Genomic DNA, 21,459 nt, shown 5'->3' on the forward strand with positions numbered 1-21,459 from the left:
GTATGGCGGACGCCGCGACGATCGACCGCTCCGCAGCGACATCTCCGCGGGTCTGCCCGCAGGTGATGTCGCCGGCCGGCGGTCAGACGAGCACCGGGAACAGCCCCGCCCGCCCCGCGGTTGCACCCGGCATGACCCGCAAGCACCTCGGCTTCCTCAACTTCGGCCACTGGATCCACCGTCCCGGCGCCGAACCGGACGCGCGGCAGGCCCTCGACGACGTCGTCGCCATGGCCGTGGCCGCCGAGGACGCCGGACTCGACGGCGCCTGGCTCCGCGTCCACCACTTCCAGCGGATGTTCTCCTCGCCGTTCCCGATCCTCGCCGCGATGGCCGCCCGCACCGAGCGGATCAGCCTCGGCACCGGCGTGATCGACCTGCGGTATGAGAACCCCCTGTACATGGCCGAGGCCGCGGCCACCACGGACCTCATCTCCGGCGGCCGGCTCGAGCTCGGCGTCTCCCGCGGCTCACCCGAGGCCGCCCTCGACGGCCAGGCGCAGTTCGGCTACGCCCTCGACGAGGGGCAGACCTGGGCCGACGTGACCCGAGAGCGCGGACGCCGGTTCCTCTCGGCCGTGCGCGGCGAGGGCATCGCAACGCCGGACCTCACCTCCGGCTGGGCGCACAGCTCGCAGCCGCTGCGGATCGAGCCGCACTCCCCCGGGCTCGCGGACCGCATCTGGTGGGGGTCCGGCTCCGTGGGCTCGGTGGCCGGCGCCGCCACGGACGGCTACAACATGCTCTCCTCCACCCTGCTCCTGCAGGACGACGGCCGCCCCTTCCACGTCCAGCAGGCCGACCAGATCGCGCGCTACCGGGAGGCCTTCGCCGCGGCCGGCCACGCCGGTCCGGGCCGCACGGCGGTCACGCGCTCCGCGTTCGTCATCCAGGACCGGGAGGACGAGCTGTACTTCGGCCGGGAGCGGGCCTCGCGCGACTCCTCCGGCATGCTCGAGGGCGGCGCCGCCCGCTCCGGCCCGACCTATGCCGGGTCCGCCGAGGAGGTCGCGGAGAAGCTCGCCGCCGACGACGCCGTCGCCGCCGCCGACTGGGTCCTGTTCGCCAACCCCAACCAGCTCGGGGTCGAGTACAACGCGAAGATCTTCGCCGGCTGGGCGGAGGTCTGGCGCCTGCTCGGCTGGGATGCATGAGCCAGGCCGCGCCGCACGTTCCGGCCGCCGACGGGTTCACCCGAGCCCGTCGCGCGCGCTGGGCCGTCACCGCCGCCTTCGCGACGAACGGCGCCCTGCTCGGCGCGCTCATCCCGCACTACCCGGAGGCCAAGGCCGCGTTCGGCCTGGACCCGGCCGCGTTCGGCCTGCTCGTCATCGCGCTCGCCGTGGGCGGCACGCTCGCCGGGCCCCTGCCCGCGCCGATCCTGCGCCGGTTCGGCGCCCGACGCGTCATGCTCGCCGGCAGCGTGGCCATCGCCCTGCTCACGACGGCGGCCGGTCTCGTCCTCGACGTCGCCGGGGCGGGTGCGGGGGCCGGGCACGGTGCGGGCACGGCCGCGGCCTGGCCGCTGTGGGTCTTCGCGGGCCTCGTCCTGGCCTCGGGGGTGCTCGACGCCGTCGTGGACACCGCCCAGAACGCGCAGGGCCTGCAGGTGCAGGCCCGGCTGGCCCGGCCCGTGCTCACGACCATGCACGCCGGCTGGAGCCTCGGGGCGGCCGCCGGTGCCGGGCTCGGTGCGGCGGTCATCACCGTGGGCGGCCCCGCGGCCCTGCACCTGGGGCTCAACGGCGCCGTGTGCGTCGCGGTGCTGCTGGGGGTCCGGCGCCTGTTCCTGGCGGAGGCTCCCGTGGACTCGGCGTCCGCCCGCGGCGCCGCGGATCAGTCACCCGCACCGTCGGAGACGTCCACGCCGCCTGCCCCGGCCGCCCAAGCCCTCCCCCGCCGCGCCGCCGTGGCCGTGCTCGTCCCCGCCGTGGTGATCGCGATGGCCGGGTTCGGCGTGGAGGAGTTCGGCAACGCGTGGGCCACCCTGTTCCTGATCACGGAGCGCGGCCTGGATCCGGCCGCGGCGGTGCTCGGCGCGTCGACGCTGCTGGGCGCGCAGTTCGTCGGACGCCTCGCGGGCGACCGAACCCTCACCGCCCTGGGACGCCGCGGGGCGCTGACGGCGGGGCTGGGCGCCGTCGTCGTGGGGCTGGGGCTGGCCCTGGCGCCGCTGCCCGAGCCGGTGGCCGTGCCTGCCGCGTTCGCGGGGCTGGCCCTGGCGGGGCTCGGCTGCGCCGTGGTGGTGCCCGTGGCCTATGCGCTCGGCGACGAGGCGCCCGGGCTCCGGCCGCAGACCGGGCTGGCGGTGACGAGCTGGTGCATGCGGCTGGCCGGGGTTGGGCTCAGCCCGGCGGTCGGGGCGCTGGCCGGCGCCGTCGGTCTTGCACCGGCGCTGACGGTGTTCCTGGGCCTGGCCGCCGTCGGGGCGGTGCTCGCCGCCCGGCTGCCCGCCGCCCCGTAGGAACCGCTCAGTCGTCGTCGACCTCGCCGGCGAGGGCCTGGGCCGCCAGGTGCTCCTCGGTCGCGGCCTCCCAGATCTCCTTGGCGGCGGAGCCGTTGAGCAGCACGAGAAGCACGCCCACGATGATGTCCGCCCAGCCCGACGCCGTCAGCACCGTGATCCCGGACAGGGCGATCAGCACGACGCCGGCCACGAGGTCGTTGCGCGCCGCGAGCCAGGCCGCCCGGGTGAGGGAGCCGCCGTCGACGCGGACGCGGGCCAGCAGGACCACGCACACGATGTTCACGAGGAGCGAGCCGACGGCCGCCCCCAGCAGCACGCCCGCGGCCGGCGGCTCGGGGTCGCCGATCTTCGTGGCCGCCATGACGAGCGCCGCCACGGCCGGCAGCACGATGATCCCGGCCATGACCTTGCCGATGACCGCCTGCCGGGCCGCCGTCCACCCGAGCGCCACGAAGATCAGCAGGTTGACGGCGAAGTCCTCGAAGAAGTCGACGGAGTCCGCCACGAGGGCCACCGAGCCGATCCCCACCGCCAGGATGATCTCGACCACCAGGTAGGCGCCGTTGAGCAGGGCCACCGCCAGGACGGTGCCCCGCAGGGTGCGGGTGCGCCGGCGGTCCGCTGCGGCCGCCCGGTTCACGCGCCCGGCGCGTCGTCCACGAACACGTACGTGTCCACCAGCGTCCGCGCCGCGTTGCCGCCGATGAGCCCGTCCACGATCCGCTCCAGCGGGGCCATCGCCTCGTCCACCTCGATCTGCACGGGGTACTGGGCCACGAGCAGGGCGAGCAGGTCGGCCACGGCCTGCAGCGCGTCCTCCTCCCCCAGCTCCGGGTCCCAGCCCACGAGCACATCGGCCGGCGCGTCCTGGCGCTCCGGGGTGTAGGACACCGCGAACGCGCGGATGCGCCCGCCCTCGGCCTTCGGCGCGTCGCGGAGCACGACGGCGCCCGCGGCCCCGGTGGCCGGGCCCAGCAGCAGCTGCTGGGCGGCCCCGACGCTCAGGGTCGACGGGTCCCACGCGTGCACGGCGTCATAGAACGCGGCGACCGCCTGCGTCAGCTCGACGGAGCCGGTCGAGGCCTCCTCGAGGACCACGCCGTCCGGGTGCTCCTCCCCGCGCACATCCGGCAGGCCGATGGCCCCCGGGGCGATCGCGACGCGGCGGGAGCGCTGCACGGGGGTGAAGCCCTGGGCCACGAGGAACGCCTCGGTGCCGGCGGCCAGTGCGGCGGTCTGGGACCGCACGGCCTCCGTGTCCACGGGCGGGCGGCCCGTCGCACCGTCGGCCTCGGTCTGCGGGTCGGCGCCGGCCACGCCGGGCACCAGGGCGTCCTTGGCGAACCGGGCCTTCAGGGCCGTCGTCGGGATGGCGCCGGCGGCGTGCGCCTCCGCGGCGAGCCCCCGCAGGGCCGCCACGAGCGCCCGGCCGATGCCCCGGCGCCGCTCGGCAGCCGCGGTCTCGACGTACAGCCACAGCCGCCGCGGGTGCACGGACGAGGCATAGACGACGCCGGCCGCCACCGGCACCCCGGCGGCCTCGGCCACGAGCGCGCGGCGCCAGGGCCGTTCCGCGTCCTCGGCGAGCATCGCCCGGTCCTGGTGCTGCTGCGCGTTGGCCGGGTCGCCCCACACCTCGAGCAGGGCCAGGTCGTCCCCGGGCCGCCAGGGACGCAGCACGATCTCCCCGCCGGCGACCGCGGCGGAGTCGAACAGCGCGCCGCCGTCGTCGTGTCCCGCGGCCCCGGCCGCTCCCGTCACGTCCCCGCTCACTTGACCAGGCGCTCCAGCAGGTAGGACTTCACCTGGGACAGCGCCACGCGCTCCTGGGCCATGGTGTCCCGCTCGCGGATGGTCACGGCCTGGTCCTCGAGGGTGTCGAAGTCCACGGTGATGCAGAACGGGGTGCCGATCTCGTCCTGGCGGCGGTAGCGACGGCCGATCGCGCCGGAGTCGTCCGTCTCGATGTTCCACAGGCCGCGCAGCTCCGCGGCGAGGGACTGGGTGGCCGGCTGCAGCTCGGGCTTCTTGGACAGCGGGAGCACGGCGGCCTTGACCGGGGCCAGGCGCGGGTCCAGCTTGAGCACGGTGCGCACGTCCACCCCGCCCTTGGCGTTCGGGGCCTCGTCCTCGGCATAGGCGTCCACGAGGAACGCCATCATGGCGCGGGTCAGGCCGAAGGACGGCTCGATCACGTACGGGGTGTAGTGCTCGTTGTTGGCCTGGTCGAAGTACTGCATCTTGGTGCCCGAGTGCTCGGTGTGCCGGCCCAGGTCGTAGTCGGTGCGGTTCGCGATGCCCATCAGCTCGCCCCAGCCGTCGCCGCCGGTGAAGCCGAAGTCGTACTCGAGGTCGATCGTGGCGTCCGAGTAGTGCGCCCGCTCGTCCGCGGGGACGTCGAACTTGCGCAGGTGCGCGGGGTCGATGCCGAGGTCGATGAACCAGTCCCAGCAGTCCTCGACCCAGCGGTCGAAGTGCTGGCCCGCCTCGGCCGGCGGCACGAAGTACTCGATCTCCATCTGCTCGAACTCACGGGTGCGGAAGATGAAGTTGCCCGGGGTGATCTCGTTGCGGAACGCCTTGCCGATCTGGCCGATGCCGAACGGCGGCTTCTTCCGGGCCGCGCCCAGAACGTTGAGGAAGTTCACGAAGATGCCCTGCGCCGTCTCCGGGCGCATGTAGTGCAGGCCCTCCTCGTTGTCCACGGGGCCGAGGTAGGTCTTGACCAGGCCCGAGAACAGCTGCGGTTCGGTCCAGGCGCCCTGGGTGCCGCAGTCCGGGCACACGATCTCGGCCATGCCCTCGGCCGGCCGGCCCTTCTTGGCCTCGAACGCCTCGAGCAGGTGGTCCTGGCGGTGGCGCCTGTGGCACTGGGTGCACTCCACGAGCGGGTCGGTGAAGGTCTCGACGTGGCCGGAGGCCTCCCACACCGCGCGCGGCAGGATGATGGAGGAGTCCAGGCCCACCATGTCCTCACGGGAGCGCACGAAGGTCTTCCACCACTCGGCCTTGATGTTCTCCTTCAGCTCCACACCCAGGGGCCCGTAGTCCCACGCGGAGCGCGAACCGCCGTAGATCTCACCGGCCTGGAACACGAAGCCTCGGCGCTTGGCGAGGTTGATGACGTTGTCCAGCGGGGACTTGGCAGCCATGGGGGCATCACTTCCGTACTCATCGGCGGGGCGGGAGGGGATCACGACGACGACGGCACCCGGCCGCCTCCGACGCGGCGGGCCCGTTCCGGCGCGGCGCGCCGGTCGATCCCGTCCAGCCTACCGGCCATGATGGACACCATGACCGAGACGAACGCACCCGACGCCCAGCCCCTGCCCATCCGTGACGAGTCCATCCGCCTCGGCCAGGCGCTCAAGCTCGCCTCCCTCGTGGAGGACGGGGCCATGGCCCGCGACGTCGTCACCGACGGGCTCGTCACCGTCAACGGCGCGGTGGAGACGCGCCGCGGCGCCCAGCTGCACGACGGGGACGTCGTCGAGTTCGCCGGCGAGGCGTTCGTCGTCCAGGCCGGGCAGGCCTGAGCCGACGCCCCGTCGGGCGGCCGCGGCGCCGTCGTCGAGCGTGTCCGGTGCGTCAGCCGCGGGGCGGCACCATGTGGGCGAGGTACTCCTTCACGTGGCCCAGCTCCTGCTCGTTGATCGCGTGGCCGAGCCCGGCGTAGACGATCTTCATGAGGTCCACGTGGGCGTTCAGCCAGGCATGGGTCTCCTCGACCCGGGGCTCGGAGATGATCGGGTCCTCCTGGCCGCGGCCCCAGAAGACCTTCGGTCGGACGCGGGCGACGTCGTCGTCGCGGGTGAACAGCTCACGCAGCTGCGGCTCCGCGAGCTGCGGGTCCACCACGAAGCCGGACAGCGCCACGGTGCACGCGTAGGCCTCCGGGTCCAGGCGCAGCAGCGACGTGGCCATGGCCATGCCCTGTGAGAAGCCGAGCAGGGAGACGGTGCGGAAGTCCCCGCGCACGGCCTGCACCCAGGCGTGCAGGGCCTTGACGGCCTCGCGGACCGGCTCGGCGGTGGAGCCCAGCTCCCCCGTGACCGGGTCTTGGGAGAGCGGGAACCAGGCGTGGGAGCCCGGCTGCAGGGGCAGGGGCGCGCGCACGGCGGCCACCGTGACGTGCTCGGGCAGGTGCGGGACGAGGCCGAACAGGTCGTCCTCGTTCGCGCCGTAGCCGTGCAGGACGATCAGCAGGTCCTCGGTGCGCTCGCCCTCGGGGCGGGACCAGCGGACGACGGGCTCGACGGCGGGGGTGGGGTTCGCGTTCACGTCCGCCAGCCTAGCGAGCGGCGCGGTCGGCCCCTCCCGGAGGTTGACCCCTCCCGCGCGACGCGGGCAGAATCCTACCCGTGGGTAACCCATCCTCCTCTCAGCCTCCGCACGCCTCCGACGCGACCCCGGTCGACGACCCCGCCGCCCATCCCTGGCGCCGCTACGTCGCCATCGGGGACTCGTTCTCCGAGGGCATCGGCGACCCGGACCCGGACCGTCCCGGCTACCACCGCGGCTGGGCCGACCGCCTGGCCGAGGAGCTCTCCCGCCTGACGCCGCCCGGCGAGGACCTGGCCTACGCCAACCTGGCGGTCCGCGGGAAGCTGCTGGACCAGATCGCCGAGGACCAGGTGGAGCCGGCGCTCGCCCTGCGGCCGGACCTCATCAGCGTGTGTGCGGGCGGCAACGACATCCTGCGCGGCGCGGACCCGGACGAGATCGCGGTCCGGCTGGACGCCGTCGTCGAGCGTCTGGCCTCCGACGGCGCCACCGTGCTGCTGTTCAACGCGACCGACGTGAAGGGCACGCCCGTCATCGGCCGCATCCGCGGCACCGTGGCGATCTACAACGAGAACGTGCGCACCATCGCCCTGCGGCACGACGCGCTGGTGCCGGACATGTGGTCACTCAAGGACCTCGCCCGGCGGGAGATGTGGGCCGAGGACCGCCTGCACTTCTCCGCGCTCGGCCACCACACGATCGCCGCGATGGTGCTGGACACCCTCGGCGTGGAGCACGGCCTCGAGCACCTGCGCCTGGCCCCGCCGGCGCCGCGCGCGTGGCGCGCGGCCCGCGCGTCGGACGCCGCATGGGTGCGCACGCACCTGGCGCCGTGGGTGGTCCGCCGCCTCCGCGGCGTCTCCTCGGGCGACGGCGTCACGGCCAAGCGCCCCGTCCCCGAGCCGCTCTTCGGCGCGCCGATGCCGCAGGGCTCGGACCACACCGAGCCGCTGGACATCGTCGAGCCCTGAGCCCGGCCGGCGGGGACCGGTGGCCGTTTCTCGAACGACAGTGCCGCGACACGCCGCCGTTTCCCGAACGAAAGTTCAGAGGGCGAGGGTGCGCTTCAGCGTGTCGGCCACCTGGCCGTATTCGGTGAGGAAGCCGTCGTGGCCGATGGGCGAGGCGATCGTGTGCACCGGCGGCCGCGCGGGCAGCGCCGCCGCGAGCGCCTCGGACTCGGCCGGCAGGTAGAGCCGGTCCGAGTCGACGGCGGCCACGAACGCCCGGCCCCGGTAGTCCGCGAGCGCCGCCGCCACGCCGCCGCGCCCGCGCCCGACGTCGTGGCCCATGAGGGCCTCGGTGACCACGAGGTAGGAGTTCGCGTCGAACCGGTCGGTGAGCTTGGCCGCCTGGTGGTCCAGGTAGGACTCCACGGCGTAGCGCCCGCGCCCGCCCGGCACCCCGACGACGGCGCCGAACGGGTCCTCGACGCCCTGCGGTTCCCGGCCGAACCGCTGGCCGAGCTCGCCCGCCGTGCGGTAGGTGGTGTGGGCGATGCGCCGGGCGATGCCCAGGCCGGCCACGGGGCCGGGGCCGGGGTAGTAGTCGCCGCCCTGGAAGTCCGGGTCGAGGCGGATGGCCGCGGTCTGCGCCTGGCCCCACGCGATCTGGTCGGCGGAGGAGGCCGCGGTGGCGGCCAGCACGCCCACCCCGGCGACGCGCGCGGGGTGGGTCGCGGCCCACTCGAGGGCGCGGGCCCCGCCCATCGATCCGCCGATCACGGCACGCCAGGCGCCGATCCCGAGGTGGTCGGCCAGGCGCCGCTCGGCCTCGACCGCGTCCCGCAGCGTGAGGAACGGGAACCGGGAGCCCCAGGGCCGCCCGTCGGGGGCCGGCGTCGAGGGCCCGGTGGAGCCGTGGCAGCCGCCGATCATGGCGGGGGCGACCACGAACCACCGGTCCGTGTCCACGGCGCGGCCCGGGCCGACGAGGGCGTCCCACCAGCCCGGCGTCGGGTCCTCCTCGTGCGCGGCCACGTGCGCGTCGCCGGTGAGGGCGTGCAGCACGAGCACGGCGTTGGAGCCGTCGGCGGCGAGGGTGCCCCAGGTCTCGTAGGTCAGCTCGACGTCGGGCAGCAGCCCGCCGGTCTCGGTGCGCAGCTCGCCGACCCGCAGACGGTGGCGGCCGCCGCGGGGCAGCGCGGTGCGCGACGGACGCGTGGCAACGGCGGTCATGCCCGCTCCCCCGCGTCGTCGTCGCCGCGGCGAGCGGCGGCCGCGAAGCCGCGCTCGAGGTCGGCGAGGATGTCCTCGATGTCCTCCACGCCGAGCGAGAGCCGCACCAGGCCGGGGGTGACGCCGGCGGCGCGCTGCTCGTCGTCGGTGAGCTGGGAGTGGGTGGTCGAGGCCGGGTGCACCACGAGCGAGCGGACGTCGCCGATGTTGGCCACGTGGTGGTGCAGGGTGAGCCCGTCCACGAACGCGGCCCCGGCCTCGCGGCCGCCCGCGATCTCGAAGGAGACGAACGCGCCCGCGCCCTTCGGCAGGTAGCGCTGGGCGCGCTCGTGCCACGGGCTGGACTCCAGGCCGGCGTAGACCACGTGCTCGACGTCGTCGCGACCCTCCAGCCAGCCCGCCACCGCGGCCGCGTTGGCCACCTGCCGCTCCATGCGCAGGGACAGGGTCTCCAGGCCGAGGTTCACCAGGAAGGCGTTGAACGGGGAGATGGCCGAGCCGTAGTCGCGCAGCAGCTGCACGCGCGCCTTCAGGATGAAGGCCAGGTTGGCGCCGAGCGGCGAGCCCACCCCGAGGTCCCGCGCGTAGACGAGGCCGTGGTAGGACTCGTCCGGCTCGTTGAAGCCGGGGAAGCGCTCGGCGTGCTGCGCGTAGTCGAACGTGCCGGCGTCGACGATCACGCCCGCGATGGCCGCGGCGTGCCCGCCGAGGTACTTCGTGGCGGAGTGGGTGACGACGTCGGCGCCGTGCTCGATCGGCCGCAGCAGGTACGGGGTGGCCAGCGTGTTGTCCACGATCAGCGGCACGCCGGCCTCGTGGGCGGCGTCGGCGACGGCGCGCACGTCCAGGACGTCGCCGCGCGGGTTGCCGAGGGTCTCGCCGAAGAACGCCTTGGTGTTCGGCCGGACGGCGGCGCGCCAGGACTCGAGGTCGTCCGGGTCGGCCACGAACGTCGTCTCGACGCCGACCTTGGCGAGGGTGTGCTTGAACAGGTTCTGCGTGCCGCCGTAGAGGCTGGCCGAGGCGACCACGTGGTCGCCGGCGCCGGCGAGGTTGAGGATCGCGAACGTCGTCGCCGCCTGACCGGAGGCCAGCAGCAGCGCGCCCACACCGCCCTCGAGCGCGGCGATCTTCTCCTCCACCGGGCCCTGCGTCGGGTTGCCGATGCGGGTGTAGAGCGGGTCGAGGTCCTTGAGCGCGAACCGGTCCGCGGCCACCTGGGCGGACGGGAAGTCGTACGAGGTGGTCTGGAAGATCGGCAGGGCGGTCGCACCGAAGGCGTGCTGGCCGACGGCGACGCCCGCGTGGACCTGCGCGGTGGAGAAGCCCCAGGCGTCGGGGGTCGGGGTGGGCTGGTCGGTCATGGCGGACCCTCCTGAAGGGTTCAGGGGCCGGACCCGGCCGCCCCGCCCGCCGGCCGACGTGCCGATCCGGGGACCGGCGTCGTCGAGGTGCCGGAGATGACCCGGCGCCGTCGAGAGGGGCCGTGGGATCGGCCCGCGCTTGCCGGCGTCCGTTGTGGGGCCGGCCTGGTCGTCACCCGGGGCACCCCACCGCGGAAGGAGGGTTGCCGGTCAGCATGCCGGGGCCTGTTGCTGACTCTCGTGACCGTGCCTCCGAGTGTAGCCCGCCGCCCCGCCACGATTTCGTCACGCGTGTCACCCGCGGATACGCTCTCCGCACGGGGCGCCCGACCCGTCAAGGGCTCGACGCCCCGCGACTCGCACCAGGTCAACCCCCGGGGCAGCCCGGGAACGGAGAGGAACAGCGCAGTGCACACCTGTCGCATGGACCACGTGTCCTACGCCGCCGGCCCCGAGGGCCTGGACGCCACGGTCGCCCGCATCGCCGAGACGCTGGGCATCGAGCGGATCAAGGGCGGTGTCCACCCCCGCTTCGGCACGCAGAACGCCCTGTTCCCCATGGCGGGCAGGCAGTATCTGGAGGTCGTCGAGGCCCTGGACCACCCGGCCTCCCTCAGCGCGCCGTTCGGCCAGCTCGTGCGCGCCCGCACCGAGCAGGGCGGCGGCTGGATGAGCTGGGCGGTGGCCACCACGGACATCGGCCGGTTCGAGCGCCGCCTCGGCCGTGAGGCCGTCCCCGGCAACCGTCGCTTCCCGGACGGCCGGGAGCTGTCCTGGCGGCAGATCGGCGTCAAGGGAACCCTCGCGGACCCGCAGCTGCCGTTCATCCTGCGCTGGGCCGACGGTCAGGAGGACATGCACCCCTCGCAGGCGGCCGAGCCGCAGGCCACCATCGAGCGCCTGAACATCGCCGGCTCCCCCGAGCGCCTCGCCGAGTGGCTCGGCGACGACGAGGACGGCCAGGTCCAGGACGTGAACATCGAGTACGTCGCGCCCTCCGGCACCCCGGGCATCGTCTCGGTCACCTTCCGCACCCCGAAGGGCGAGGTCACGCTCTGAGCGCGGGGGCGGGGCCGCTCAGCCGAGCAGCCCCGCCCGCGCCAGCAGCGGGTAGCCGACGAACCCGACGGCGTCCAGCAGCGTGTGCGCGATGACCAGCGGCATCACCCGGCGCACCCGCAGGAACACGAGCGCGAACACCACGCCCATCAGGGCGTTGCCCACGCCCGGCCCGATCCCCTGGTACAGGTGGTACGCCCCGCGCAGCAGCGCGAGGGCGAGCACGACGACCGCCACGCGGGTCGGCAGGTACAGCCCTTCGGCGCTCACCCACGACGACGGCACGGCCGGCGCCGGATCGTGCGCCAGGCCCGCGGCGCGCAGCCGCTGCAGATACCCGAGCCGGTCGACGAGCCAGGCGCCCACGATGACCTCCTCCAGCAGTCCGTGCCGCAGCGCGGAGAGCAGCAGGACCGGTACCTGGTACCAGCTCTCCCCGAGCGCCGAGCCGACGATCGCCGTCGTGATCCCCAGGGCCCGGCCGGCGGCGTAGACGCCGAGCGTGCCCAGCCCGATGGCCGCGAACAGGCCCAGGCCCCAGGCCAGGTCGCGGCCGGGGCGACGCAGGTCGAGGCCGAGCACCCGGAACGGGTTCCGGCCGCGCAGGTGCATCAGGTGCAGCACGAGGGCCACCGGCACGAGCGCGAACCCGATGCCGAGCAGCTGATAGGTCAGGTCGAAGGCCCAGCGGTCGGCCAGGGCCGGGTTGAGGACGGTGGTCTGCTCGCCGAGCGGGGCCTGGGTGGCCTTGTCGATGAGCTGGACGATCGCATAGACCGCCGACTTCCCCAGGGAGAGGCCGAGGACGATCGCGATCTCCCACCGCACCGTGCGCGCGGACGGGGCGGGCAGCGCGGGGGCGGGTCGGACGGCCGGGGTGCGGGACGTGCGCGGGGTGGCGGGCATGCCCTCCAGTATCGGCCCGCCCCTCTCCCCCCGGGCGCTTTCGAACGTGAGGTGGGGCCTTTCTCCCGTTCGAAAGTCCCCATTCCCCCGATGTCACGTTCGAAAGTCCGGGAGGGCGGAGGGAGCGTTAGCGTGGTCGTGTGGTCTCCCCGCCTGCCCCCAGCGAGCTCGAGCTGGTCCACCGCGCCCTGCAGCACCTCCGCCCCGGCCTCGACCCCGCCCTCGCCCGGCGGCTCCGCACAGCCGACTGGGCCGCGGCGTCCGTGGAGGAGGGCGGGCAGTTCCACCGCGTGCTCGTGCTCGAGGACGTCGGCGTCCTCCGGATGACGCGGGCCCACGAGGTGGGGGCCGCCCCGGCCGCGCGGTGGGCGCCCGAGCGGGACCCCGCGGCGCACCTGCCCCGGCGCCTGGCCCTCCTCGACGGGCTCGCCGCGGCCCTGGCCGAGCGCCGCGTGCCGTGGACCGTGCCGATCGCCCTCTCGGACCCCGTCCCCGCGGGCCCGGGCGCCGCGGTGCTGCAGCGCTTCCTCCCGGGCGGACCACACCCGCCGCACGAGGGCGATCCGGCCGTGCTGCGCGGCGTCCTCGACGACCTCGCCGCCGTGGACGTCACCGACCCGCGGATCGCCCCGCACCTCGGCCGCCCGTTCGCCTTCCGCGGCCCGTGGACGCCGGAGCGCGCCCGGCACGTCGCGGCGCTGCCGGGGGCGGTCGCCGCGCGCCTGGGCGCGTGGGAGGGGCACGACGTCGACGCGCGGCTGGGCGCCGAGGCGTGGCCGGACGCGGTCGCCGCCGTCACGGACGCCGTGACGGCGTGGACCGCCGCGCCGCCCGTGCCGCCGTCGCTCGTGCACGGCGACCTGGCCGGGCACAACATGCGCTGGCGCGCCGTGCCCGAGGACGAGGACCCGCGGGCCCCGCTGCGCTGGGCGCTGGCCGGGGTGCTGGACTGGGACTTCGCGTGCGCGTGGGACCCCGCCCTCAACGTCGCCTACCTGGCGCTGTGGCACGGCGAGGAGAAGGTGCCCGACCTGGCCCGGGACGCGGCCGAGGCGCGGCGGGCCCGCGTGTGGCTCGGGGCGATGGCCATGGAGACGCTCGACGACGCGGCGGCCCGGGACGCGATCGTCGGCGGGCTGGCCGCGGGGTCCTGGCGGCGTCTGCTGCGCAAGACCCTGCCCCGCGTGGCGCGGGCCCTCACCGCCCTGGACGGCTGAGGGCCCGCACGGACGTCAGGACACGCCCAGGCGCTCCAGCACGATCTCGCGGACGCGGCCGGCGTCGGCCTGCCCGCGGGTGGCCTTCATGACCGGGCCGATCAGGGCGCCGACGGCGGCCATCTTGCCGCCCTTGATCTTCTCGGCCACGTCCGGGTTGGCGGCGATCGCGGCGTCGACGGCCTCGGTGAGCGCGCCGTCGTCGGACACCACGGCCAGGCCCTTCGCCGCGACGACCTCCTTCGGGGCGCCCTCGCCGTCGGCCACCAGACCGAGCACCTGCTTGGCGATCTTGTCGTTGATCGTCTTCGCGGCGATCAGCTCCTCGACCTCCACCACGTGCGCCGGGGTGATCCCCAGCTCCGCGACGGCGACCTCGCGGACGTTCGCCAGGCGGGCGATCTCGCCCATCCACCACTTGCGGGCGGCCGCCGCGGAGGCGCCGGCCTCCACGGTCGCGACGATCTCGTCCAGGACGCCGGCGTTGACGACGTCGCGGAACTCCTCGTCCGAGAAGCCCCACTCTGCCTTGAGCCGCTTGTTCCGCACGGCCGGCAGCTCGGGCATGGCCGCGCGCACGCGCTCGACCCACGCGGCGTCCACGTGCACGGGCACGAGGTCCGGCTCGGGGAAGTACCGGTAGTCGTCCGCGTCCGACTTCGGGCGGCCCGAGGTGGTGCTGCGGGTGTCCTCGTGCCAGTGGCGGGTCTCCTGCGTCACGGTGCCGCCCGCGGCGAGCACCGCGGCCTGGCGCTGGATCTCGTGGGTGACCGCGTGCTGCACGGCGCGCGTGGAGTTCACGTTCTTCGTCTCGGTGCGGGTGCCGAACTCGGTGGCGCCCTTGGGCATCAGCGAGACGTTCGCGTCGCAGCGGACGTTGCCGCGCTCCATCCGCGCGTCGGAGATGTCGATGGCCTGCACGATGTCCCGGATCGCGGTGACGTAGGCGCGGGCCAGCTCGGGGGCCCGCGCACCGGCGCCGACGATCGGCTTGGTGACGATCTCGATGAGCGGCACGCCCGCACGGTTGTAGTCGACGAGGGACGCGGAGGCGCCCTGGATCCGCCCGGAGCCGCCCACGTGGGTGAGCTTGCCGGCGTCGTCCTCGAGGTGCGCGCGCTCGATCTCCACGCGGAAGACCTCACCGTCCTCCAACTCGACGTCCAGGTGGCCGTCGAAGACGATCGGCTCGTCGTACTGGGAGGTCTGGAAGTTCTTCGGCGTGTCCGGGTAGAAGTAGTTCTTCCGCGCGAACCGGCAGGTCTCGGCGACCTGCGCGTCCAGGGCCACGCCCAGGCGGATCGCGTACTCCACGACCTTGCGGTTGAGCACCGGCAGGGTGCCCGGCAGGCCGAGGTCGAGCGGGGTCACGTTCGTGTTCGGCTCGTCGCCGAACGCGTTGGGCGCCGAGGAGAAGATCTTCGTGGCGGTGTTCAGCTCCACGTGCACCTCGAAGCCCAGCACGGGGTCGAAGCGCTCCATCGCCTCCGCGAAGTCCATGGTCTGCTCTGCGTGGCTCATGCCCGGCCTCCTGCCGTGGTCGCGGTGGTGGCGCGCTGCGCGCCCTTCTCCAGCTCGGGGGCCTCGGCCCACACCGGCCCGCCCCGGCGCTGGGCCACGAGGCGTTCGAGCGCGGCGCCGGCCTCGTACAGGCGCGCGTCCTCGCGCGCCGGTGCCATCAGCTGCAGGCCGTAGGGCAGCCCGTCGACGACGCCGCCCGGCACGGACATGCCCGGGATGCCGGCGAGGTTGGCCGGGATGGTTGCGAGGTCGTTGACGTACATGGTCATCGGGTCGTCCGTCTTCGCGCCCAGCTCGAACGCCGGGGTCGGCGCGGTGGGCGTGAGGATGACGTCCACCTGCTCGAAGGCGCGGGCGAAGTCCTCCTGCACGAGCGTGCGGACCTTCTGCGCGGAGCCGTAGTAGGCGTCGTAGTAGCCGGCGGACAGCGCATAGGTGCCCAGGATGATGCGCCGCTTGACCTCGGCGCCGAACCCGGCGGCGCGGGTGGCGCCCATGACCTGCTCGATCGTGCCGCCGCCGTCGGGCACCACGCGGTGGCCGTAGCGGACGCCGTCGAAGCGGGCCAGGTTGGAGGAGGCCTCCGAGGGCATGATCAGGTAGTACGCCCCGAGGGCGGCGTCGAAGCTGGGGCAGGAGACCTCCACGATCTCCGCGCCGGCCTCACGCAGGGCCGCGACGTGCTCGTCGAAGCCGGCCCGGATGCCCGGGTGGAACGCGTCCGCCGGCAGGTCCGTCACGACGCCGACGCGCAGCCCCGCCAGGTCGCGGCCGCGGGCCGCGCCGGTCAGGTCCGCCGGCGCCTCGGCCAGGGACGTGGAGTCCTGCGGGTCGTGGCCGGCGATGACCTGCTGCAGCGCCGCGGCGTCGGCCACGGTGCGGGCGGCGGGGCCGATCTGGTCCAGCGAGGAGGCCATGGCGATGAGGCCGTAGCGGGAGACCGCGCCGTAGGTGGGCTTCACGCCGACCGTGCCGGTGAACGCGGCGGGCTCACGCACGGAGCCGCCGGTGTCCGAGCCGAGGGCGAAGGGGGCCAGGAAGGCGGCCACGGCGGCCGCCGACCCGCCGCCCGAGCCGCCGGGCACGCGGTCCCCGTCCCACGGGTTGCGGGTGATGCCGAACGCGGAGTGCTCGGTGGAGCCGCCCATCGCGAACTCGTCGAGGTTGGTCTTGCCGAGGATCGGCAGGCGGGCCTCGCGGAGGCGGGCCACCACCGTGGCGTCGTACGGGCTGAGCCAGCCCTCGAGCATGCGGGAGGCGGCCGTGGTCGGCTGCCCGCGGGTGACGATGTTGTCCTTCACGGCCACGGGCACGCCGGCCAGCGGGTGCAGGGCGTCGGCCTCGGGGCCGCCGGCGGCGCGGATCGCGTCCACCTCGGCGGCGACGGCGAGGGCCTCGTCCGTGTTCACGTGGAGGTAGGCGCGCACGCCGCGGTCGCCGTCGGCGTCGGCGCGCACGTCGCCGTCGTGGGCCGCGATGCGGTCCAGGTGGGCCTGGACGAGCTCCACGGACGTGGTGGTGCCGGCGCGCAGGCGCTCGGCCATCTGCAGCGCGGTGAGCCGGACGAGCTCGTCGGCGCCGAGGGTCGCGTTCACGTCGAACGTCTCGGTCATGGGGGTGATCACTCTCCGTCCAGGATGGCGGGGACCTTGAACTGGCCGTCCTCGGAGTCCGGCGCCTGGTCGAGGGCCTCCTCCTGCGTGAGCATGCCGGCGGGCACATCCTCGCGGAACACGTTCTCCAACGCGATGGGGTGGGACGTCGGCGTCACGTCGTCGCCCGCGGCGGCCTGGACCGCGGAGACGTGCTCCAGGATCTTCTCCAGGTCGCCGGACATCGTGTCCAGCTCCTCGTCGGTCATCCGGATGTGGGCCAGGCGAGCCAGATGCTCCACCTGATCCCGGGTGATCTCAGGCATGGATCTCCTCGTGTGACGGGTCGGGGCGGGGTGGACGACGCCGGCGCGGCGGCGGCCACATCGGGGTCGAGTCTAGTGCCGGGGCCTGGACGGCCGCCGCCACCGCTTCGAGGCGGGAGATCCACCCCACCGCGGCGCTCCGGGCCCGCATGACAGGGATTTCCCGCCCCGAATGGGGTCCCGGTGCCGATGTCCCGCCCGGGGTCAGTCCAGCGCGAGCCGGTAGACGAGGAACGGGCCGGTCTCGTCGGCCGGGTCGAGGTCCGGCACCACGTCCGCGAGGAACCAGTCCCGCTCCGGGACGCGCACGAAGCCGGCGCGCTCGTACATCCGGTGGGCGCCGGTCATGGAGGGCATGGTGGTCAGCACGACGGCGTCCACGCCCTTCTCGGCGCGGGCCCGCGCCACGATCTCGGCCAGCAGGGCGCCGCCCACCCCGCGGCGGTGGAACCGCGGGTGCACGGCGAGCATGCGGAACTCGTACTCCCCGTCGCCGGAGGTCTCGGCCAGGGGCGAGCCGGGCGGGGTGAGCACCACTGACCCGGCCACCTCGCCGTCGACCTCGGCCACGAGCACCTCCGCGCGGCCGGCCCGGTCGGCCACGTCCATGAGGGTCTTCACGTAGGCGTCGTCGGGGGCGATGTGGCCGCCGTCGACATAGGACGCCAGGGTGAGCTCGGCGACCGCCTCGTGGTCCTCGGGGCGCAGCGGGCGGACGAGGGCGCTCATGCGTCGCCTCCGGCGTGCTGGCGCAGCGTGTCCTTCAGGCGGGCGCGGGTCGCGTCCGTGGCCACGACGTAGTCGCGCCGGCGCAGCCAGGCGGTGGGCACGGCCTGGTGGGGGTGGCCGTCGCGCGCCTCGTGCAGCCCCGCGAGGAACGTCGCGGCCGCCGGCTCCTGCCAGATGTTCACCCAGTAGGCGCGCTCCCGCTCCTGCGCCGTCAGTTCCGTGACCAGCCGCCTCGTGAACGAACAGCCCGGCCGCCAGAACACGACGACGCCGCCGCGCTCGACGTGCGCCTGCGCGCCGGCGAACGGCCGCGAGCGGACCCGGACCGCCCACCGGTACGTGACCGCGTAGCCGGCCAGGACGAGCCCGGCCACGATCATGCCGACCTGCTGCAGGCGCGTCCCCGCGATCATGAACGTCAGTCCGCCGGCCACGAACAGGACCGGGTAGAACCACGGGTCTCCGACGATCCGCCTCATGCCCTCTCCCCCGTCACGGCGGCCAGGGCGGACCCGTCCACGTCGCCGGCCACCATCCAGTCAGGATGTGCCGTGCCGTCCGCCGAGGCGGGCCGCGTCACCGCGACGCCGGCCTCCTCCGCCACCAACGCGCCGGCGGCCCAGTCGTACTCCTGCGTGCCGAACTCGGCGTACGCGTCCAGGGTGCCGTCGGCGACCATGCACAGGTCCAGCGCCGCCGAGCCGATCCGTCGCACGTCCCCGAACGCGGGCAGCAGGGCCGCGAGCGCCCGCACCTGCAGGGCCCGGCGGGCGGGGTCGTAGCCGAAGCCGGTGGCGAGCAGTCGCCCCGAGCGTCCGGGCAGGGGACCGGTGAGCCGCACGGGGGCGGCATCGCGGTCGGGCAGGTCCACGCCCGCCGTCGTCGCGTCCGCGGTGCTGAAGGCGCCCCGGCCCGCGCTCGCGTACCAGGTGCGCCCCAGCGCGGGCGCCGCCACGACGCCGGCCAGCCAGCGTTCGGTGCCCTCGGCCACCCCCAGCAGGTCGGCGGTCTCGGCGTCCACCGGGCCGGTGACGGCCACCGAGGTGCAGAACTGCGGAAGCCCGCGCACGAAGTTCGTGGTGCCATCCAGCGGGTCGATGGACCAGCGGTACCCGGACGGCTCGGCCGGACGGGTGGCGCCGTACTCCTCGCCGGTGATCTCGTCCGAGGGGCGGTAGCCGGCGACGACCTCCCGGACGGCCTGCTCGGCGCGGCGGTCGTAGTCGGTGACCCAGTCGGAGCCGGAGGACTTCGTCTGCGCGCCGATCTCCTCGATGCCCAGCGGGACGGCCGGGTGGTGACCGGTCCAGCGCCGGGCCAGGACGTCCGCGCCGGCGCGCGCGGCGGCCTTGGCGACCACGAGCAGGCCCGGGACCGTGGTGCGCGCGCTCATGCCGAGGCCTCCCCCTCTGCGGCGTCGTCGGTGGCGTCGTCCGTGCCCGCCGGGCGCACGGCGTCCGGGCCACCGGCCAGCAGCGCCGTGAACCCGGCCTCGTCCAGCACGGGCACGCCGAGGGACTGCGCCTTGTCCAGCTTGGAGCCGGCGGCCTCGCCGGCCACCAGGAAGTCGGTCTTCTTGGACACGGACCCGGAGGCCCTGCCGCCGCGCACGAGGATCGCCTCCTTCGCGGAGTCGCGGGAGAAGCCCTCGAGCGAGCCGGTGACCACCACGGTCAGGCCCTCGAGCGTGCGCGGGGTGGACTCGTCCTGCTCGTCCTCCATGGCCACACCCGCCGCGGCCCAGCGGTCCACGATCTCCCGGTGCCAGTCCTCGGCGAACCACTCGATGAGCGCGTCCGCGATGATCGGACCGACGCCGTCGATCTCGGCCAGCCGGTCCCGGTCGCCGGCCTCGGCCGCCGCGCGCAGCGCCGCCATCGAGCCGAACGCCGTGGCCAGCGAGCGGGCCGCCGTCGGGCCCACGTGCCGGATGGACAGCGCCACGAGGGTGCGCCACAGCGGCTGGGACTTGGCCTTCTCGAGCTCGTCGAACAGGCGGAGCGTGTTGGCCGTGGGCGCGGACGGCTTCTTCGCGGTGCCGGCGGTGAAGAAGTACGGCTTGAGCGTGAACACGCCCGAGGGCACCATGCGGCCGTCCACCTTCGTACGGCCCTCGCGCCACACGCGGACCTCGCCGAGGGAGCGCTGCAGGTCCGTCAGCCCGTCCTCGCCGCGGGGGCCCGTGATCTCCTCCGGCGTGCCGGAGGCGAGGTCGAAGATCTGCGCCTCCGCCGTGATGGGGCCGGGACCCTCGGGGCGCACCTGCCCCTCGTGCTCGGCCGGGTCCTCGCCGGGGCCCTGGACGAGCCAGCGGGCGGCCTCCTCGCCGAGCGCCTCCACGTCGAAGGCGCCGCGGCTGGCCAGGTGCTCGACGCGGCCGGCCAGCTGGGCCGGGCAGGAGCGGGCGTTGGGGCAGCGCAGGTCCACGTCCCCCTCCTTGGCCGGGGCCAGCGGCGTGCCGCACGAGGGGCAGTGCGCGGGCATGACGAACTCGCGCAGCTCCCGGCCCGCCTCGATCGCCTTCTCGCGCAGCGGCAGCACGGGGCCCACGACCTCGGGGATCACGTCCCCGGCCTTGCGCACCACCACGGTGTCCCCGATCAGCACGCCCTTGGCCTTGACCACGTCCTGGTTGTGCAGGGTGGCCAGAGAGACGGTGGACCCGGCCACGGTGACCGGCTCCAACACCGCGAACGGGGTCACCCGACCGGTGCGGCCCACCGAGACCGCGATGTCCCGCAGCAGCGTGTGCACCTCCTCCGGCGGGTACTTGTACGCCGCCGCCCAGCGGGGCACGCGGGAGGTGTGGCCGAGGTAGCGCTGGTCCGCGAACGCGTCCGCCTTCACCACGATGCCGTCGATCTCGTGGATCAGCTCGTGCCGGCGCCGGCCGTACTCCTCGATCACCGCGACGACGGCGGCCAACGCCTCCTCGTCCGCACCCTCCACCACGCGGGTGTAGGGGCTCACGGGCAGGCCCCAGCCCGCGAGCGCGTCGTACACCTCGTGCTGGGACTCCAGTCCGAACGCCTCGACCGAGCCGATGCCGTGCACGAACATGGCCAGCGGGCGCTGCGCGGTGACGGCCGGGTCCTTCTGACGCAGGGCGCCGGCGGCGGCGTTGCGCGGGTTCGCGAACGGCGTCTGACCCTCCTCGGCACGGCGCGCGTTGAGCTCGGCGAAGGCGGCGGAGGACATGAACACCTCGCCGCGCACCTCGAACTCGGCGGGCCAGCCCTCGCCGGAGAGCTCGTGCGGGATGTCCCCGATGGTGCGCACGTTGGCGGTGACGTCCTCGCCCGTGACGCCGTCGCCGCGGGTGGCGGCCTGCACGAGCCGCCCGTCCCGGTAGCGCAGGGCGACGGCGAGCCCGTCGATCTTCACCTCCACGAGCCAGCGGGGCGCCACGCCCGGTCGCACCTGCGTCAGGGCCTGCGCCGCGCGGCGGAACCAGACCTCGAGCTCCTCGATGGAGAACAGGTCCTCGAGCGAGTACATGCGGGCCCCGTGCCGGACGGGGGCGAACGCCTCCGAGACCTCGCCGCCGACCTCCTGGGTGGGCGAGTCGTTGGCCACGAGCTCGGGGTGCAGGGCCTCGAGGTCCTCGAGGCGGCGGTACAGCGCGTCGTACTCGGCGTCCGAGATCTCCGGGGCGTCCCGCTGGTAGTAGGCGGTCCGGGCGGCGCGGACCCGCTCCACGAGGTCCTCGTACTCCTCCCGCAGGTCCGCGGCGGGGATGTCCTGCGGATCGGGCTGGGCGGCGGATTCCTTGGGGGTGCTCACCCGGCCCAGCGTAGTCGGCGTCCCGGACGGCGCA

At 74.7% G+C, this 21,459-nt stretch carries 20 protein-coding genes and 1 riboswitch; of the genes, 6 read left to right on the plus strand and 14 right to left on the minus strand.

Going from position 1 to position 21,459, the window contains the following annotated elements; all coding sequences use genetic code 11:
* Positions 1-131: 131 nt before the first annotated feature.
* Positions 132-1,154: an LLM class flavin-dependent oxidoreductase gene (locus HDA34_RS04115; protein ID WP_020628395.1), complete on the plus strand. Its 1,023-nt coding sequence runs from the start codon at positions 132-134 to the stop codon at positions 1,152-1,154.
* On the plus strand, positions 1,151-2,464 hold the full coding sequence (locus tag HDA34_RS04120) for an MFS transporter (protein ID WP_095353461.1): 1,314 nt from the start codon (positions 1,151-1,153) through the stop codon (positions 2,462-2,464). The genes HDA34_RS04115 and HDA34_RS04120 overlap by 4 nt, the downstream gene beginning before the upstream one ends.
* A gap of 7 nt (positions 2,465-2,471) precedes the next feature.
* Here HDA34_RS04120 and HDA34_RS04125 read toward each other — a convergent pair whose 3' ends face one another.
* Genes HDA34_RS04125 through HDA34_RS04135 form a run of 3 tightly spaced genes read right to left on the minus strand, consistent with a single transcriptional unit; the run spans position 2,472 to position 5,619 of the window.
* Positions 2,472-3,107 carry a cation efflux transmembrane domain-containing protein gene (locus tag HDA34_RS04125; protein ID WP_134377311.1) on the minus strand — a complete coding sequence of 212 codons (636 nt, stop codon included), beginning with the start codon at positions 3,105-3,107 and terminating at the stop codon, positions 2,472-2,474.
* Positions 3,104-4,240 (minus strand): GNAT family N-acetyltransferase, encoded by a 1,137-nt coding sequence (locus HDA34_RS04130; RefSeq protein WP_036317592.1) that lies wholly within the window; start codon positions 4,238-4,240, stop codon positions 3,104-3,106. The genes HDA34_RS04125 and HDA34_RS04130 overlap by 4 nt, the downstream gene beginning before the upstream one ends.
* The gene (locus HDA34_RS04135; protein ID WP_044659691.1) at positions 4,237-5,619 is read right to left on the minus strand and encodes a glycine--tRNA ligase; all 1,383 of its coding nucleotides are present in this window, start codon (positions 5,617-5,619) and stop codon (positions 4,237-4,239) included. Before HDA34_RS04135 ends, HDA34_RS04130 begins: the two co-directional genes overlap by 4 nt.
* Before the next feature lie 141 nt (positions 5,620-5,760).
* Between HDA34_RS04135 and HDA34_RS04140 the strand changes: the two genes are divergently transcribed.
* Complete coding sequence (locus HDA34_RS04140) at positions 5,761-6,003, plus strand: RNA-binding S4 domain-containing protein (RefSeq protein ID WP_036317588.1); 243 nt, start codon at positions 5,761-5,763, stop codon at positions 6,001-6,003.
* Between the two features lie 52 nt (positions 6,004-6,055).
* Here HDA34_RS04140 and HDA34_RS04145 read toward each other — a convergent pair whose 3' ends face one another.
* The gene (locus tag HDA34_RS04145; RefSeq protein ID WP_134377310.1) at positions 6,056-6,748 is read right to left on the minus strand and encodes an alpha/beta hydrolase; all 693 of its coding nucleotides are present in this window, start codon (positions 6,746-6,748) and stop codon (positions 6,056-6,058) included.
* 80 nt (positions 6,749-6,828) lie between these two features.
* Here HDA34_RS04145 and HDA34_RS04150 point away from each other — a divergent pair, with 80 nt between their 5' ends.
* Entirely contained in the window at positions 6,829-7,722 is an 894-nt protein-coding gene (locus HDA34_RS04150) for an SGNH/GDSL hydrolase family protein (RefSeq protein WP_036317586.1), read from the plus strand.
* Between the two features lie 75 nt (positions 7,723-7,797).
* Here HDA34_RS04150 and metX read toward each other — a convergent pair whose 3' ends face one another.
* Both metX and HDA34_RS04160 read right to left on the minus strand, forming a co-directional pair.
* Complete coding sequence (metX, locus tag HDA34_RS04155) at positions 7,798-8,928, minus strand: homoserine O-acetyltransferase MetX (protein ID WP_010079225.1); 1,131 nt, start codon at positions 8,926-8,928, stop codon at positions 7,798-7,800.
* Complete coding sequence (locus HDA34_RS04160) at positions 8,925-10,292, minus strand: bifunctional o-acetylhomoserine/o-acetylserine sulfhydrylase (RefSeq protein ID WP_095353460.1); 1,368 nt, start codon at positions 10,290-10,292, stop codon at positions 8,925-8,927. The genes metX and HDA34_RS04160 overlap by 4 nt, the downstream gene beginning before the upstream one ends.
* Before the next feature lie 130 nt (positions 10,293-10,422).
* Positions 10,423-10,538, minus strand: a riboswitch (SAM riboswitch).
* A 177-nt stretch (positions 10,539-10,715) separates the two neighbouring features.
* On the opposite strand from HDA34_RS04160, the gene HDA34_RS04165 reads away from it, so the two are divergent.
* A complete protein-coding gene (locus HDA34_RS04165) occupies positions 10,716-11,351 on the plus strand; it encodes a VOC family protein (RefSeq protein ID WP_078025700.1) in 636 nt (211 codons plus the stop codon).
* An 18-nt stretch (positions 11,352-11,369) separates the two neighbouring features.
* Here the strand turns inward: HDA34_RS04165 and HDA34_RS04170 are convergent, their stop codons facing one another.
* Positions 11,370-12,257: a CPBP family intramembrane glutamic endopeptidase gene (locus HDA34_RS04170; RefSeq protein ID WP_095353459.1), complete on the minus strand. Its 888-nt coding sequence runs from the start codon at positions 12,255-12,257 to the stop codon at positions 11,370-11,372.
* A gap of 140 nt (positions 12,258-12,397) precedes the next feature.
* Here HDA34_RS04170 and HDA34_RS04175 point away from each other — a divergent pair, with 140 nt between their 5' ends.
* A complete protein-coding gene (locus tag HDA34_RS04175; RefSeq protein ID WP_095353458.1) occupies positions 12,398-13,474 on the plus strand; it encodes a phosphotransferase in 1,077 nt (358 codons plus the stop codon).
* Between the two features lie 15 nt (positions 13,475-13,489).
* Here the strand turns inward: HDA34_RS04175 and gatB are convergent, their stop codons facing one another.
* The 7 genes from gatB to ligA all read right to left on the minus strand — a co-directional run bounded on the left by gatB (position 13,490) and on the right by ligA (position 21,425).
* Positions 13,490-14,995, minus strand: a complete 1,506-nt coding sequence (gatB, locus tag HDA34_RS04180) for an Asp-tRNA(Asn)/Glu-tRNA(Gln) amidotransferase subunit GatB (protein ID WP_078025703.1) — start codon at positions 14,993-14,995, stop codon at positions 13,490-13,492.
* A complete protein-coding gene (gatA, locus tag HDA34_RS04185) occupies positions 14,992-16,608 on the minus strand; it encodes an Asp-tRNA(Asn)/Glu-tRNA(Gln) amidotransferase subunit GatA (protein ID WP_179288526.1) in 1,617 nt (538 codons plus the stop codon). The genes gatB and gatA overlap by 4 nt, the downstream gene beginning before the upstream one ends.
* Before the next feature lie 8 nt (positions 16,609-16,616).
* A complete protein-coding gene (gene gatC / locus HDA34_RS04190; protein WP_002854348.1) occupies positions 16,617-16,913 on the minus strand; it encodes an Asp-tRNA(Asn)/Glu-tRNA(Gln) amidotransferase subunit GatC in 297 nt (98 codons plus the stop codon).
* Between the two features lie 204 nt (positions 16,914-17,117).
* Positions 17,118-17,642, minus strand: coding sequence for a GNAT family N-acetyltransferase (locus tag HDA34_RS04195; RefSeq protein ID WP_060973931.1), 525 nt, complete (start codon positions 17,640-17,642; stop codon positions 17,118-17,120).
* On the minus strand, positions 17,639-18,121 hold the full coding sequence (locus HDA34_RS04200; protein ID WP_060973932.1) for a hypothetical protein: 483 nt from the start codon (positions 18,119-18,121) through the stop codon (positions 17,639-17,641). Before HDA34_RS04200 ends, HDA34_RS04195 begins: the two co-directional genes overlap by 4 nt.
* Positions 18,118-19,035, minus strand: coding sequence for an inositol monophosphatase family protein (locus HDA34_RS04205; protein WP_020625516.1), 918 nt, complete (start codon positions 19,033-19,035; stop codon positions 18,118-18,120). The genes HDA34_RS04200 and HDA34_RS04205 overlap by 4 nt, the downstream gene beginning before the upstream one ends.
* Entirely contained in the window at positions 19,032-21,425 is a 2,394-nt protein-coding gene (ligA, locus tag HDA34_RS04210; RefSeq protein ID WP_060973933.1) for an NAD-dependent DNA ligase LigA, read from the minus strand. Before ligA ends, HDA34_RS04205 begins: the two co-directional genes overlap by 4 nt.
* Positions 21,426-21,459 lie beyond the last annotated feature (34 nt).

It is taken from the genome of Micrococcus luteus (assembly GCF_014138885.1).
Taxonomy (GTDB): Bacteria; Actinomycetota; Actinomycetes; order Actinomycetales; family Micrococcaceae; genus Micrococcus; species Micrococcus luteus.